Source organism: Bradyrhizobium sp. USDA 372, assembly GCF_053629095.1.
Genome location: NZ_JBRJHR010000001.1, coordinates 4,255,407 through 4,270,253 on the forward strand (window position 1 = coordinate 4,255,407; position 14,847 = coordinate 4,270,253).

Sequence of the window (14,847 nt, forward strand, 5' to 3'; positions counted from 1 at the left end):
TTTGTTATGCGCGAACCGAAATCGCCAGGAACTCAAGTATGTCTCGCCAGGACGCGAACGCAGCCTTTGCCCTGTCATCCTTTTTGCAGGGCACCAACGCCACCTACATCGACGAAATCTACGCCCGCTACCAGAAGGATCCGTCCTCGGTCGACGCCGAGTGGCAGGAGTTCTTCAAGAGCCTGAATGACGCGCCCGCTGACATCAGCAAGAACGCGGAAGGCCCGTCCTGGGAGCGCGACAACTGGCCGCTGACCCCGAAGGATGACCTGACCTCCGCCCTCGACGGCAACTGGGCCGAAGTCGAGAAGGCGGTCGGTGCCAAGATCGCCGCCAAGGCGCAGACCAAGGGCGCCGACATCTCCTCCGCCGACGTGCTTCAGGCGACGCGCGACTCCGTCCGCGCCCTGATGCTGATCCGCTCCTACCGCATGCGCGGCCACTTCCACGCCAAGCTCGATCCGCTCGGCATCGAAGCCCAGCGCAACCGCGAAGAGCTCGATCCGCGCACCTACGGCTTCACCGAGGCCGATTTCGACCGCAAGATCTTCCTCGATCACGTGCTCGGTCTCGAATACGGCACGTTGCGCGAGATCACCGCGATCTGCGAGCGCACCTACTGCCAGACGCTCGGCGTCGAGTTCATGCACATCAGCAACGCCGCGCAGAAGGCCTGGATTCAGGAGCGCATCGAGGGACCCGACAAGGAGATCTCGTTCACGCGTGAAGGCCGCAGGGCCATCCTGCAGAAGCTGATCGAAGCCGAAGGCTTCGAAAAGTTCTGCGACACCAAGTTCACCGGCACCAAGCGCTTCGGCCTCGACGGCGGCGAAGCCCTGATCCCCGCGCTCGAGCAGATCATCAAGCGCGGCGGCAATCTCGGCGTGAAGGAAATCGTGCTCGGCATGCCGCATCGCGGCCGCCTCAACGTGCTGACGCAGGTGTTGGGCAAGGCCCATCGCGCACTGTTCCACGAGTTCAAGGGCGGGTCGGCCAACCCCGACGCGGTCGAAGGCTCGGGCGACGTCAAGTACCACCTCGGCGCCTCCTCGGACCGCGAGTTCGACGGCAACCGCATCCATCTGTCGCTGACCGCCAACCCCTCGCATCTCGAGATCGTCGATCCCGTGGTGCTCGGCAAGGTCCGCGCCAAGCAGGACCAGCACGGTGATCCCCCGGACATGCGGATCTCCGTGATGCCGCTTCTGATGCACGGCGACGCCGCGTTCGCCGGTCAAGGCGTGGTCGCGGAGTGCTTCGGCCTGTCCGATCTGAAGGGCTACCGCACCGGCGGCTCCGTGCACTTCATCGTCAACAACCAGATCGGCTTCACCACCTATCCGCGCTACTCGCGCTCCTCGCCCTATCCGTCTGATGTGGCGAAGATGATCGACGCGCCGATCTTCCACGTGAACGGCGACGATCCGGAAGCCGTCGTGTTCGCAGCCAAGGTCGCGACCGAATTCCGGCAGAAGTTCCACAAGCCCGTCGTCATCGACATGTGGTGCTACCGCCGCTACGGCCACAATGAGGGCGATGAGCCGGCCTTCACCCAGCCGGTGATGTACAAGCGGATCGCGGCCCATCCCTCGACCCTGACGCTCTACTCCAAGCGCCTGATCGCAGAAGGCGTCGTCACCGAGGGCGAGGTCGACAAGCTGAAGGCGGACTGGCGCGCCCGGCTCGACGCCGAGTTCGAGGCCGGCACCTCCTACAAGCCGAACAAGGCCGACTGGCTCGACGGCAAGTGGTCCGGCTTCAAGATCGCCGACCAGGAAGAGGATGCGCGGCGCGGCGTCACCGGCGTCGACATCGCCACGCTGAAGGACATCGGCCGCAAGATCACCAAGGTGCCGGACGGCTTCCGCGTTCACCGCACCATCCAGCGTTTCCTCGACAACCGCTCGAAGGCCATTGACACCGGCGCCGGCATCGACTGGGCGACCGGCGAGGCGCTGGCGTTCTGCTCGCTGCTCAACGAAAACCATCACGTCCGTCTGTCGGGCCAGGATTCGGAGCGCGGCACCTTCTCGCAGCGCCATTCGGTCCTGATCGACCAGGAAGACGAAAGCCGCTACACGCCGTTCAACCATCTCGGTCACGAGCAGGGCCATTACGAGGTCATCAATTCGCTGCTGTCGGAAGAAGCCGTGCTCGGCTTCGAATACGGCTATTCGCTCGCCGAGCCGAACACGCTGACGCTGTGGGAAGCCCAGTTCGGCGACTTCGCCAACGGCGCGCAGGTCGTGTTCGACCAGTTCATCTCCTCGGGCGAGCGCAAATGGCTGCGCATGTCCGGTCTCGTCTGCCTCCTGCCGCACGGCTATGAGGGCCAGGGTCCGGAGCACTCCTCGGCGCGCCTCGAGCGCTACTTGCAGATGTGCGCGGAAGACAACATGCAGGTGGTCTACCCGACCACGCCGGCGAACTACTTCCACGTGCTGCGCCGGCAGCTGCATCGCGAGATCCGCAAGCCGCTGATCATGATGACGCCGAAGTCGCTGCTGCGTCACAAGCGGGCGGTGTCGCGTCTCGAAGAGCTGGCGAAGGGCACGACCTTCCACCGCATCCTCTATGATGACGCCCAGATGCTGCCGAACGAGGCGATCAAGCTCGTCCCCGACGAGAAGATCCGCCGCATCGTGCTGTGCTCCGGCAAGGTCTATTACGACCTCTACGAGGAGCGCGAGAAGCGCGGCATCGACGACATCTATTTGATGCGCGTCGAGCAGCTCTATCCGGTGCCGCTGAAGGCGCTGGTGGCCGAGCTGTCGCGCTTCAAGAAGGCCGAGATGGTGTGGTGCCAGGAAGAGCCCCGCAACATGGGTGCCTGGCACTTCATCGAGCCCTATCTGGAATGGGTGCTGAACCAGGTGAACGGCGTGAGCCGGCGTCCGCGCTATGTCGGCCGCGCCGCTTCCGCCGCGACCGCCACGGGACTGATGTCCAAGCATCAGGCTCAGCTGAAGGCGTTCCTGGACGAAGCACTGAGCTGAGAAGGTTTTTAGGACTAGGTCATGCCCCGCCTAGTGCGCAATCGCGCACGGGGGCGGGGCATCCAGTATTCCGCGGCTTTCGTTTTGATCACGAAGGTCACGGCGTACTGGATTGCCCGCCTTCGCGGGCAATGACGTATGAAATTCATGACCGCTACCGGCGATCCCTTAAGGAAGAGACCATGACTGAAATTCGTGTGCCGACGCTCGGCGAATCCGTCACCGAGGCCACCATCGGCCGCTGGTTCAAGAAGGCCGGCGACCCCGTCGCCGTCGACGAGCCCTTGGTGGAGCTCGAGACCGACAAGGTCACCATCGAAGTCCCCGCGCCCTCCGCCGGCACGCTGAGCGAGATCATCGCGGCCGATGGTGCAACCGTTGCCGTGGGCGCGCTGCTCGGTCAGATCACCGACGGTGCCGGCGCAGCCAAGCCCGCCGCCGCGCCGGCCAAGGCTGCTGCGCCGGCGGCTGCCGCCGCTGCTCCAGCGCCGGCGCCCGCTGCCGCGAAGGCACCGCCGGCCGACGCGCCGCTCGCGCCTTCCGTGCGTAAGCTCTCCGCCGAGACCGGCATCGACGCCTCGACCGTTCCCGGCTCCGGCAAGGACGGCCGCGTCACCAAGGGCGACATGCTGGCCGCGATCGAGCGCGCCGCGTCCGCGCCGACCCCGGTCAACCAGCCCGCCGCCGCCGTTCAGGTCCGCAGCCCCTCGCCGGCCGATGACGCCGCCCGCGAAGAGCGCGTCAAGATGACCCGGCTGCGCCAGACCATCGCGCGCCGTCTCAAGGACGTGCAGAACACCGCGGCCATGCTCACGACCTTCAACGAGGTCGACATGACCAACGTCATGGCGCTGCGTGCGCACTACAAGGACGCGTTCGAGAAGAAGCATGGCGCCAAGCTCGGCTTCATGGGCTTCTTCACCAAGGCCGTCGTGCAGGCGCTGAAGGACATCCCGGCCGTCAACGCCGAGATCGACGGCAGCGACCTGATCTACAAGAACTATTATCACATTGGCGTCGCCGTCGGCACCGACAAGGGCCTGGTCGTGCCCGTGGTGCGCGACTGCGACCACAAGTCGATCTCCGACATCGAGAAGAGCATCGCCGATTTCGGCCGCCGCGCCCGTGACGGCCAGCTCAAGATCGACGAGATGCAGGGCGGCACCTTCACCATCACCAACGGCGGCATCTACGGCTCGCTGATGTCGACCCCGATCCTGAACGCGCCGCAGTCGGGCATTTTAGGCATGCACAAGATCCAGGAACGGCCGATGGTCGTCGGCGGCAAGATCGAGGTGCGCCCGATGATGTATCTGGCGCTGTCCTACGATCACCGCGTCATCGACGGCAAGGAAGCCGTCACCTTCCTGGTTCGCGTCAAGGAGAGCCTGGAAGATCCGGCGCGCCTGGTGCTCGATCTCTGATCGCTGATGCGTTGCGAGCGCCGTCGCGACTGATGCGACGACGGCGCCTGTCGAACCATGGAGGCGCGCGTGACGGATAAAGTCGTTGTCATCACCGGCGGCAGCCGCGGCATCGGGCGGGCGACCGCGCTTGCGGCGGCCGCGCGCGGCTTCCGCGTCGTGGTCGGCTATGCCAGCAACAAGAATGCCGCCGACGAGGTGGTCGCGCAGATCGCGGCCAGCAATGGCAAGGCCATCGCTGTGAAGTGCGACGTCGCCGAGGAAAGCGACATCCTCAATTTGTTCAAGGAGGCCGACAAGTTCGGCACGCTCGGCGCTCTCGTCAACAATGGCGGCATCGTCGGCAAGAGCGGCGTACGGGTCGACGAGATGTCGGCCGAGCGCATCCAGCGCGTCATGGCGGTCAACGTCACCGGCTCCATTCTCTGCGCGCGCGAGGCGGTGAAGCGGATGTCGACCAAGCACGGCGGCAAGGGCGGCGTCATCGTCAACCTGTCATCGGTCGCGGCGCGGCTTGGCGCACCGAACACCTATGTCGATTACGCCGCGTCCAAGGGCGCGGTCGATTCCTTCACCGTCGGCCTCGGCTATGAGGTCGCGAACGAAGGCATCCGCGTCGCCGCGATCCGTCCCGGCCTGATCGACACCGAAATCCACGCCGCCGGCGGCGAGCCCGACCGCGCCCATCGTCTGGCGCATCTGGTGCCGATGAAGCGCGTCGGCACCGCCGACGAAATCGCCAATGCCATCGTCTGGCTGATCTCGGACGAGGCCTCCTACGTCACCTCAGCCATTCTCGATGTGTCCGGCGGACGCTGAGGCGCCACGCTGACACATCCTCACCACGCCTAACCTTACGGGACTTTCTCTCATGGCTACCTACGATCTCGTCGTCATCGGCACCGGACCGGGCGGTTATGTCTGCGCGGTGCGCGCGGCCCAGCTCGGCATGAAAGTCGCCGTGGTCGAAAAGAACGCAACCCTCGGCGGCACCTGCCTCAACGTCGGCTGCATGCCGTCGAAGGCGCTGCTGCACGCCTCCGAGATGTTCGAGGAAGCCGGGCATTCCTTCGCCAAGATGGGCGTGAGCGTTTCCGCGCCGAAGCTCGATCTGCCGTCGATGATGAACTTCAAGCAGCAGGGCATCGACGGCAACGTCAAGGGCGTCGAGTTCCTGATGAAGAAGAACAAGATCGACGTGCTCAAGGGCACCGGCAAGATCCTGGGGACCGGCAAGGTCGAGGTCTCCGCCGACGGCAAGTCGCAGGTGGTCGAGACCAAGAACATCGTGATCGCCACCGGCTCCGACATCGCGCGCCTGAAGGGCATCGAGATCGACGAGAAGCGCATCGTGTCCTCGACCGGCGCGCTGTCGCTGGAGAAGGTGCCAGGCCGATTGCTGGTCATTGGCGCCGGCGTGATCGGGCTCGAACTCGGCTCCGTGTGGCGCCGGCTCGGATCCGAAGTCATGGTGGTCGAATTCCTCGACCGCATCCTGCCCGGCATGGACGGCGAGATCGCCAAGCAATTCCAGCGCATCCTTGAAAAGCAGGGATTTGCATTCAAGCTGGGCTCGAAGGTGACCGGCGTCGAGGTGAACAGCAAGGCATTGCTCGCGAAAATCGAACCGGCTTCCGGCGGTGCCGCCGAGACCATCGAAGCCGACGTCGTGCTGGTCTGCATCGGCCGCGTGCCCTACACCGACGGTCTCGGCCTCAAGGAAGCCGGCGTCGCGCTGGACGCGCGCGGCCGGGTGCAGATCGATCCGCATTTCGCCACCAGCCTGAAGGGCGTCTATGCCATCGGCGACGTCGTCGCAGGCCCCATGCTCGCGCACAAGGCCGAGGACGAGGGCGTCGCGGTCGCCGAGATCATCGCCGGCCAGGCCGGCCACGTGAATTATGACGTGATCCCCGGCGTCGTGTATACCACGCCGGAAGTGTCCTCCGTCGGCAAGACCGAGGAGGAACTGAAGCAGGCGGGCACGGCTTATACGGTCGGGAAGTTTCCGTTCACCGCCAACGGCCGCTCCAAGGTCAACCAGACCACCGACGGCTTTGTGAAGATTCTCGCAGATGCGAAGACCGATCGCGTGCTCGGCGTGCACATTATCGGCCGCGAAGCCGGCGAAATGATCCATGAAGCGTGTGTTCTCATGGAATTTGGCGGCAGTGCGGAAGATCTCGCGCGCACCTGCCATGCCCATCCGACCCGCTCGGAGGCCGTCAAGGAAGCCGCGCTTGCGGTCGGCAAGCGCGCCATCCATATGTAGCGAAGCGCCCAGCGCCAAATCGGGCGGGAAACACATGCTGCGCCGCCTTCTTCAACCGGTCTGGGTCCTGCTTGCGATCGTCTTCCTGATCGAAGCCTGGCTGTGGGACCATCTCGAGCCGATCGTTGCCAAGGTCGTCGCAGCCATCCCGCTTGCGCGCTTCAAGCAATGGCTGACCGAGCGCGTCGATGCGCTGTCGCCGGCCATGACGCTGATCGTGTTCGCGGTCCCAATCGTCCCGCTGTTTCCGCTCAAGCTGGTCGGCCTGTGGCTGCTCGCGCATGAATACTGGACCAGCGCCGTCTTCACGATCGTGTTCGCGAAGCTCATCGGCGTCGGCGTTACCGCCTTCGTGTTCGACGTCACGCGCGCCAAGCTTCTGGAGATGCGCTGGTTCGAGCGGATCTACGGGCTGGTGCTGAAGATCCGCGCCAAGGCTGCGGAGCTGGTCGACCCGATCAAGCGCCGCATCCGCGAATTGATCGCCGGCGACGGCGAGGGCTGGTCGTCCCGCACGTTGCGTATGATCCAGCGTTTCAGGAAGAGCGTGCACCAGGCGCGCTAGCTGTTCACCACACGCTCGCTGTCATCGCCCGGCTTGACCGGGCGATCCAGTATTCCAGAGACGTCAGTGATTGAACCGAGAAGCCGCGGCGTACTGGATGCCCCGGTCAAGCCGGGGCATGACACTGTCTGTGTGGTTTCGGGCGCGCGCCACACGCTCCCCTCAATGCAAATGCAGCAGATGCGGCCACCACAGGCCGAGTGCGGTCATGATCAGGCCGGCGATCGTCAGCACGCCGCCGACATAGGCGAGCGCGAACATGCCGGTGATGATGGTGGCCGAGGCCAGCACGATGCCGATCTGGAAGGCGGCCGAGGCCAGCTCGAAATGGTGGTATTTCGCGGTCGCCTCGTCGCGGTCGTGCTCGGCGTGCTTGGCCTTCTCCGCAAGCTGCTCGGTGCCTTCGCCGGTCTCGGGCTCGGAGCGGTAGCGCTGCGCGGTCTTGGTCCAATCCTCGATCTGCTTCTGCACGGCGGGCTTCTGCGCCTCGCTTGCCTCGGCCAGCGTCAGCTTGCCCTGCTCGGCCGCGGTCACCACCACGGTGCGGCGGATGCTCTTGGCCTGGAAGAACGCCCAGAGATTGGCGGCTTCGACGTTCTTGCTGATCGATTCGGTCTGGGCACCCTTGCCGAGCGTCTCCGAGATCGCAAGGAAAAGCGCCAGCACGGCGATCAGAAGGGCGATCTTCTTGTTCGAGCCGGACGCGTGTTCGGCGTGCTCGGCATGCTCCATGCTTTCATGTGCGCTCATGATTCCCCTCTTGGTCGGTTCCGCAACGATTGACCGAACCGCGCGGCCTGCGCAAGAGGCACGCGCGCTATGACGAGAGTGTGTCAGTCTGCCGGCTGCGCAGCCTGTGGGGGAGGCCGCGCCGCGACACATCGGTCGTTCACCGTACCCGCTCAGCCGGAAACTCGACCGCATCCCCGAAGTCGGGCATGTCGTCATACGGGGTGACAAAGAAGCGCGGTTGACGCGGTTCAAACGCGCCGCCGGTCAGGCAGGCAAAGACCAGCGGAAAGGTGTCGATCAAGGTGATGTCGTCTGGAGCGGCCGCGCGGCATTGCTTCGGCAGCCGAATTGCGTTCAGAACGCCGAAGCGCTCGTGGAGATCGGCGTCCGACCAGGTAGATGGCGAGCGCTTGGTCTGGCCGCGGAAGTCCGTGCCATGATCCGACTGCAGGATGATCAGCGCGTTGGGATCTGACGTGACAATCTTGTCGACGAGCGTCAGCGTCTGAGAGTTGGTGCAGCGGAGCTGGTCGAGGAAGGCCGGGCGGCTCGCCGGGTCCCAGCGCTGCAGGTCCGGGGCGGCCGAGCGGAAACCGCAGTCCGCCGTGAAGCGGAACGGGATATGCGGGACCAGGATGTGTGCGTACAGGAAGAACGGCGATGGAGTCGCCTGGACCTCATTCAACAGACGGGTCAGGTCATCGACGCCGCCCCACGCAAACGGCGACTGCCGCCGACCGATGATCAAGTCGATGATCGGTGTGTTGGAGAGAATGGCGACGTCCATCTCGTCCAGCCCGACATTCCCGCGCAGGCAACGCGGCCCGTCGAACGCGCATTTGGTCAGGTTGTCATAGCCGTTTTCAAAATGGACATAGCTGTATCCGGCCGAGGTGAGCCGGGCCACCGTCCGGTTCTTGCCTCGAACGAGCGGATATAGCCGCTCCAGCGGGAAAGCCTTGAGGTCCTTGCCTTCGCCCTCGACGGTGTAGTCGGCGTTGGCCGTGCTGGATATCGAATTGGCCGTCGCCGGAAAATTCGAGCGGGCATTGCGAAATACCGTAAAGTCCTTCGCGCGGAGCGAGGCGAGGAAGCCGCTGTTGTCGAATGAAAAATCTTCCTTGAGGACGTCCTGCCTCGGATAGGCATCGAGCACGATCCAATAGATGTTGGGAGACATCGTGAGCTTCATCGCCGGCTCACCGGCGCCCGGCACCGGGCGCGGCGCGCGCTGCTCCTTCACAAGCGCGGTCGCGATGCGGGTGACGGGCAGGGCGGCAAACGCCAACGACGCCACCAGTGCGATTGTCACGAGCGCAGGTCGGCGGATGACAATCAGGGCACCGATGCCGGTGGCGATGGCCATCACGGTCCAGGCGATCGCGGCCCAGTCGCCGAAGCGGCCCTTCATCTCGTACTCGACCAACTCGACGCGATAAGCGAAGAAGACGAAGACCGTCAGCCCGACCGCCAGAACGATGCGCCATGGCGGGACCTTGCGCAGCAGCAAGGCGAGACACACCGAGAGAACCGCCGCGATCGCCATGATGCCGGCCGCGTATTGCAACACGCGCGACGGACCAGCCAGCGCGCTCATGTTCGCTGCGTAAAAATTGAGGAGGGCCATCGTGGACAGAAGTACAGCCGTCGCGACCGCGCGGAGCAGGACGAATCTGTCATCGGATCGTAGCGGCATTTCAGTCTCCACCGGCCTGTCTTGCGAATTCATACAGCGTGCGGCCGCCCGGGGTGAGCTCGAGCCGCCGCACGATCGCTGCATGGCGGGTCAAGGCGCGCTCGAATTGCTCGCCGTCATAGCCATCGAAGATGTCCCGCCTCAATCGCAGCATGCGCTGGATCATCGGGTCGGACTTCGGAACGAACTCGATCACGCCGCGGGGTGCCAGGCCGACGAGCCAATCCAGCACCGACGGCAGCGGAATGTTCCGGCCGATTGCGAGATGGTGCACGATCGCGAGCGCGATGACGGCGTCCGCGCGGCTGCGCGAATGCAGCCCCGAACGCTCGGTCTCCGCCCAGCCCTGACCGGGGCTTGGATTTGCGGCATCGCTGAACAGCGGGAGAAAGTCCAGATTGTCCGCGGTCGCACGCGCCACCGCAACGTCGAGCGCATTGAGATCGGCGTCGAACCCGATCACGGACCGGACCCGGTTTTGCAAAAGCGCTTGCGAATACCGACCGGTGTTGCAGCCGATGTCCCACGCGCAGGCCAGCGTATTGTTCTGCGCGAAGCAACTGACGAATTTCTCCTTCCTGCTTTCCTCGGTGTCGGAATATGAAAGATTGCCGCGCTCATATTGCTGCCATTCGGTCGGTCCGACGTCTTTCGGCGCGAGATTGGAGATCCAGCGCCGCAACCGGCGCAACATCATCTGAAGCGCGGCTTTGGGCAGCGGCTTTGGCTGACGTGAGGGCTGATCCGGCTCGCGGCGTGCCCGTCGCTGAAAACGGTCCGGAAGCGTGATGTTGGTCAGGACGTCCGGGGAGAGCCACCGTTTGGGCCAGCCGATCAGCGCGGCCATGTCGGCGGTCGGAATGCCTTCCAGCGCGCCCCGGTACCAGGCGTTGTGGGCGACGCCGAGCAGCGCGCGCATCAGCAAGGGGTTCGCGAACTGCTCGACGAACTGCCGGTGGCCGTCCCAATAGTCGCCGTCCCGGTACGGCACGAAAGAGGAAATGTCGATGAAGACCGGCCGGATTCCGATGAACTGAATATTGTACGCGGTCGCATCCGACAGCGTCAGTCCGAAATCGAGCGCGAGCAGATGGACATCGAGGTGGAGCAGGGCGGCGCGCTTGAGCAACTCGAACGGCCATTCATATGGATAGGAGATGAACGGGACGCGCGGATGCTCCAGAACTTTCAGTCGATCCGATTCGGCATGGATCAGAGTCTGCGTCGCCTCGTCGGAGCTTGCCTCCTCCGCGGCGACGATCCATCCTCGTTCCATCAGCACGTCGTAGGCGCCCGACGATTTCAGCAGCAGGAAGTTGCGATATGCTTCGTCGTCGACCGCGCGAAAAACTCGGCCAGCATGGGTGAAGACGTAGCCTGAGGGATCGCGGAACGATCCGGGATCACGCATCGCGGTCCAGTATGGATCTGCTGGTGGCGACGTCCGGCGACGATTTCGAGCGCCGGAAGAAATCCATCACCCGCTTTCCGTACGCTCGAATGGCGATCAGGCCGCCGGCAATGCCGGCAAGCAGCGCCTGTACGGCGAAGGCGCCGCTCCCCGGATCCAGATAGGCATAGGCGCTGGTCGGCATCAGCACGGCGATTCCGGCCAGCACCGCCACAGTCATTCCCGGAGAGGTCTTGTTCATTTTCCACACGCCGTAGACGATAGTCGCGGGTCGCACATGCCGCCTATTGGTCTTTTGCACCATCCACCTACGCGCGTAAACGGAAATCCGCTCTATTCCACCGGTCGTCGACGGCCTGTCTGCCGTTGCGGTGCAGTGCGCACGGCCGTGCCTCAGCGCCGCGGATGCGCGCTGGCATAGACCTCCAGCAGCCGCTCGGAATCGATGCCGGTATAGACCTGCGTCGTCGACAGCGAGGAATGGCCGAGCAATTCCTGGATGGCGCGCAAGTCCCCGCCGCGCGAGAGCAGATGCGTGGCGAAGGAATGGCGCAGCGCGTGCGGCGTGGCGCTGTCCGGCAGCCCAAGCGCACCGCGCAGCCGCTCCATCGCGAGCTGGATGATGCGCGGGCTCAAGGGACCGCCGCGTGCGCCGACGAAGATCGGCCCTTCCGCCGGCAGCGGATAGGGGCACATCGAAACGTATTCCTGCACCAGCTCCAGCACGTTCTGCAGCACCGGCACCATGCGGGTCTTGTTGCCCTTGCCGGTCACGACCAGCACGTCGCCCTCGCCGGGACGCGGCACCTCGCGGCGCTTCAGGGAGAGCGCTTCGGAGATGCGCAGCCCCGATCCGTACAAGAGCGCCATCACTGCGGCATCGCGCGCCAGGATCCAGGTCTCCCGTTCCTCGCCGGCACGCTCGTCGGCATCGGCAAGACGCTTTGCGGATGCCATCGGCAGGGGTTTTGGCAGGCTCTTCGCCACCTTCGGCGCGCGGATCGCCGACAACGCGCCGACCTTGCCCTTGCCCTCGCGCTCCAGGAAACGTCCGAACGAGCGCAGGCCCGCCAGCGCACGCATCAGGCTGCGGCCGGCAATGTCGTCGGCCCGGCGCATCGCCATGAAGGCGCGCACGTCGGTCGCCTCCAGCGCGGCGAAGCGCTTGAGCGTGACGCGCTCGCCCCAATGATTGCTGAGGAAATCCAGGCACTGCCGCAAGTCGCGGCCATAGGCTTCCAGCGTCTTCGGCGACAGCCGCCGCTCGGCGCCGAGATGCGCCAGCCAGCGCGTCATCTCCTGCGCGATCGAGGGATCGGCGCTGGCGAGCTCGATGTGTGGGGCAGCCGCTTTGCTCATGCGCTCTGGACGTGGTGATTCCGCACAGTATATCGCATCACACCAGTTTACTGTTCGCTAAGGCCGCCGCGCGGCGCTAGCCTCAAGGCCTCAAGGTTCCGATTCTCAGCTCATGGACCAATCGTCGCGCAGCAACACCGCCCCCGCCACCCGCATGGTCGACGTGCTGGTGCCGGTCGCGCTCGACCAGACCTATTCCTACAAGGTGCCGCGCGGCATGGAGCTGAAGGCGGGCGATCTCGTCGGTGTGCCGCTCGGTCCGCGCGAGGTGCTGGCCGTGGTCTGGGGCGAGAATGCCAATCCCGATCCGCGCCTGCACAACCGCCTCAAGGAGGTCAGCGAGAAACTCGACGTCCCGCCGCTCAAGCCGGAGCTGCGCTCGGTGGTGGACTGGGTCGCCAATTACACGCTGAGCCCGCGCGGCATGGTGCTGCGCATGTGCCTGCGCATGGGCGAAAATCTCGGCCCGGAGCGGGTGCGCGCCGGCGTGCGCCTGACCGGCGATCCTCCGAAGCGTCTGACGCCGGCGCGGGCGCGCGTCATCGCGGTGCTGTCGGACCGGCTGCTGCACGGCAAGTCCGAGGCGGCCAGGGAAGCCGGCGTCTCCTCGGGCGTGATCGACGGCCTCGTCGATGAAGGCACGCTCACGGTGGAGCCGATGCCGCCGCCGCCTCCGCCGCCGGCGCCCGATCCCGAATTCGGCCGGCCGGATTTTTCGCCGCTGCAGCGTGCCAGTGTGGATGCGATGCGCGCGCTCGCAGCCAACGGCACCTTTCACGTCGCGCTGCTCGACGGCGTCACCGGCTCGGGCAAGACCGAGGTCTATTTCGAAGCCGTCGCCGAGGTGGTCCGCCGCGGCAAGCAGGCACTGATCCTGATGCCGGAGATCGCGCTCACCGGCCAGTTCCTCGACCGTTTCGCGCAGCGCTTTGGCGTGCGGCCGATCGAGTGGCATTCGGAGCTGACGCCGCGCACCCGCGCGCGCAATTGGGCTGCGATCTCCGAAGGCTCGGCGCCGGTCGTGGTCGGGGCGCGCTCGGCGCTGTTTCTCCCTTACGCCAATCTCGGCCTCATCGTCGTCGATGAGGAGCACGACCAGGCCTATAAGCAGGACGAGGGCGTGCATTACCACGCCCGCGACATGGCGGTGGTGCGCGGGCATATCGCAAAGATCCCGGTCGTGCTGGCCTCCGCGACGCCGTCGGTGGAGTCCGAGGTCAACGCGCGCAAGAACCGCTATCAGCGCATCGCGCTGCCCTCGCGCTTCGGCGGCCAGCACATGCCGCATATCGAGGCCATCGACCTGCGCCGCGAGCCGCCCGCGCGTGGTCGCTTCATCTCGCCGCGGCTTGCCGGCGAGATCCGAACCGCGATCGAGCGGCGCGAGCAGGCGCTGCTCTTCCTCAATCGCCGCGGCTATGCGCCGCTGACCTTGTGCCGTGCCTGCGGCCATCGCTTTGCCTGCACCATCTGCGATGCCTGGCTGGTCGATCACCGCTTTCGCCAGCGCCTGGTCTGCCACCATTGCGGCTTCTCGATGCCGCGTCCGCATATCTGCCCGAACTGCTCGGCCGAGGAATCGCTGGTTGCGGTCGGCCCCGGCGTCGAGCGCCTGCAGGAGGAGGCCGCCGCGCTGTTCCCGGACGCGCGCACCATGGTGCTGTCGAGCGATCTCATCACCTCGATCGAGACGATGCGAAGCGAGCTTGCCGAGATCGCAGAGGGCCGCGTCGACATCATCATCGGCACGCAGCTCGTCGCCAAGGGGCACAACTTCCCGCGGCTCAATCTGGTCGGCGTGGTCGATGCCGATCTTGGCCTCTCCAACGGCGATCCGCGCGCGGCGGAGCGGACCTGGCAATTGCTCAACCAGGTGATCGGCCGCGCCGGCCGCGAGCAGGGCCGCGGCGTCGGCTATCTGCAAACCCACCAGCCCGATCATCCCGTGATGCGGGCCTTGATCGCCTGCGACCGCGAGGCCTTCTACGACAGCGAGATCGAGCTGCGCGAGAAGACGCTCTATCCGCCGTTCGGCCGGCTCGCCAGCCTGATCATCTCCGCCGGCGACCGCCCGGGCGCCGAAGGCTTCGGCCGCAAGCTCGTCGCGCTCGCGCCGCGCGACGAGCGCGTCGTGGTGCTCGGCCCCGCCGAAGCGCCGCTCGCCGTCATCAAGGGCCGCTACCGCTTCCGCATCCTGGTGAAATCGGCGCGCGGTTTCGACCTGTCGGACTATTTGCGCAGCTGGCTCGCGGTCTGCCCGAAGCCGACAGGCAATCTGAAGCTGGAAGTGGACGTCGATCCGCAGAGCTTTTTGTAGGCCACCGCTCTCTCCACGTCATTGCGAGGAGCCCTTGCGACGAAGCAATCCAGAGTCTTTCCGCGGAAAGATTCT

11 protein-coding genes are annotated in these 14,847 nt (G+C 65.3%); 6 read left to right on the top strand and 5 right to left on the bottom strand.

Translation table 11 applies throughout. The annotated features are described in order from the left end of the window. Positions 1-38: 38 nt before the first annotated feature. From AB7M16_RS20135 to AB7M16_RS20155, 5 genes are all read left to right on the top strand, one after another. The gene (locus AB7M16_RS20135) at positions 39-2,996 is read left to right on the top strand and encodes a 2-oxoglutarate dehydrogenase E1 component (protein ID WP_172788837.1); all 2,958 of its coding nucleotides are present in this window, start codon (positions 39-41) and stop codon (positions 2,994-2,996) included. A gap of 182 nt (positions 2,997-3,178) precedes the next feature. Beyond that, complete coding sequence (odhB, locus tag AB7M16_RS20140) at positions 3,179-4,420, top strand: 2-oxoglutarate dehydrogenase complex dihydrolipoyllysine-residue succinyltransferase (protein WP_439401940.1); 1,242 nt, start codon at positions 3,179-3,181, stop codon at positions 4,418-4,420. A gap of 57 nt (positions 4,421-4,477) precedes the next feature. Further along, positions 4,478-5,239, top strand: coding sequence for an SDR family oxidoreductase (locus tag AB7M16_RS20145; protein WP_453944994.1), 762 nt, complete (start codon positions 4,478-4,480; stop codon positions 5,237-5,239). A gap of 52 nt (positions 5,240-5,291) precedes the next feature. Continuing rightward, complete coding sequence (lpdA, locus tag AB7M16_RS20150) at positions 5,292-6,692, top strand: dihydrolipoyl dehydrogenase (RefSeq protein ID WP_172788834.1); 1,401 nt, start codon at positions 5,292-5,294, stop codon at positions 6,690-6,692. A gap of 34 nt (positions 6,693-6,726) precedes the next feature. Further along, complete coding sequence (locus AB7M16_RS20155; protein ID WP_172788833.1) at positions 6,727-7,257, top strand: hypothetical protein; 531 nt, start codon at positions 6,727-6,729, stop codon at positions 7,255-7,257. 162 nt (positions 7,258-7,419) lie between these two features. On the opposite strand, the gene AB7M16_RS20160 is transcribed toward AB7M16_RS20155, so the two are convergent. The 5 genes from AB7M16_RS20160 to AB7M16_RS20180 all read right to left on the bottom strand — a co-directional run bounded on the left by AB7M16_RS20160 (position 7,420) and on the right by AB7M16_RS20180 (position 12,455). After that, positions 7,420-8,007 (bottom strand): DUF4337 domain-containing protein, encoded by a 588-nt coding sequence (locus tag AB7M16_RS20160; protein ID WP_212257655.1) that lies wholly within the window; start codon positions 8,005-8,007, stop codon positions 7,420-7,422. Positions 8,008-8,146: 139 nt separating this feature from the next. After that, positions 8,147-9,685 carry a sulfatase-like hydrolase/transferase gene (locus AB7M16_RS20165; protein ID WP_453944995.1) on the bottom strand — a complete coding sequence of 513 codons (1,539 nt, stop codon included), beginning with the start codon at positions 9,683-9,685 and terminating at the stop codon, positions 8,147-8,149. 1 nt (position 9,686) lies between these two features. Next, entirely contained in the window at positions 9,687-11,096 is a 1,410-nt protein-coding gene (locus AB7M16_RS20170) for a class I SAM-dependent methyltransferase (protein WP_453944996.1), read from the bottom strand. Then, a complete protein-coding gene (locus AB7M16_RS20175) occupies positions 11,089-11,337 on the bottom strand; it encodes a hypothetical protein (RefSeq protein WP_246571395.1) in 249 nt (82 codons plus the stop codon). The genes AB7M16_RS20170 and AB7M16_RS20175 overlap by 8 nt, the downstream gene beginning before the upstream one ends. 152 nt (positions 11,338-11,489) lie before the next feature. Then, positions 11,490-12,455, bottom strand: coding sequence for a tyrosine recombinase XerC (locus AB7M16_RS20180; RefSeq protein WP_453944997.1), 966 nt, complete (start codon positions 12,453-12,455; stop codon positions 11,490-11,492). 112 nt (positions 12,456-12,567) lie between these two features. Between AB7M16_RS20180 and AB7M16_RS20185 the strand changes: the two genes are divergently transcribed. Then, positions 12,568-14,772 (top strand): primosomal protein N', encoded by a 2,205-nt coding sequence (locus tag AB7M16_RS20185; protein ID WP_453944998.1) that lies wholly within the window; start codon positions 12,568-12,570, stop codon positions 14,770-14,772. Positions 14,773-14,847: the final 75 nt, after the last annotated feature.

What these genes read in the sequence shown, in the direction of transcription:
- AB7M16_RS20165 (WP_453944995.1), bottom strand. Translation starts at nt 9,685, where the DNA reads ATGCCGCTACGATCCGATGACAGATTCGTCCTGCTCCGCGCGGTCGCG.
- AB7M16_RS20180 (WP_453944997.1), bottom strand. Translation starts at nt 12,455, where the DNA reads ATGAGCAAAGCGGCTGCCCCACACATCGAGCTCGCCAGCGCCGATCCC.
- AB7M16_RS20175 (WP_246571395.1), bottom strand. Translation starts at nt 11,337, where the DNA reads ATGAACAAGACCTCTCCGGGAATGACTGTGGCGGTGCTGGCCGGAATC.
- AB7M16_RS20155 (WP_172788833.1), top strand. Translation starts at nt 6,727, where the DNA reads ATGCTGCGCCGCCTTCTTCAACCGGTCTGGGTCCTGCTTGCGATCGTC.
- AB7M16_RS20170 (WP_453944996.1), bottom strand. Translation starts at nt 11,096, where the DNA reads ATGCGTGATCCCGGATCGTTCCGCGATCCCTCAGGCTACGTCTTCACC.
- AB7M16_RS20145 (WP_453944994.1), top strand. Translation starts at nt 4,478, where the DNA reads ATGGAGGCGCGCGTGACGGATAAAGTCGTTGTCATCACCGGCGGCAGC.
- odhB (WP_439401940.1), top strand. Translation starts at nt 3,179, where the DNA reads ATGACTGAAATTCGTGTGCCGACGCTCGGCGAATCCGTCACCGAGGCC.
- AB7M16_RS20160 (WP_212257655.1), bottom strand. Translation starts at nt 8,007, where the DNA reads ATGAGCGCACATGAAAGCATGGAGCATGCCGAGCACGCCGAACACGCG.
- AB7M16_RS20135 (WP_172788837.1), top strand. Translation starts at nt 39, where the DNA reads ATGTCTCGCCAGGACGCGAACGCAGCCTTTGCCCTGTCATCCTTTTTG.
- lpdA (WP_172788834.1), top strand. Translation starts at nt 5,292, where the DNA reads ATGGCTACCTACGATCTCGTCGTCATCGGCACCGGACCGGGCGGTTAT.
- AB7M16_RS20185 (WP_453944998.1), top strand. Translation starts at nt 12,568, where the DNA reads ATGGACCAATCGTCGCGCAGCAACACCGCCCCCGCCACCCGCATGGTC.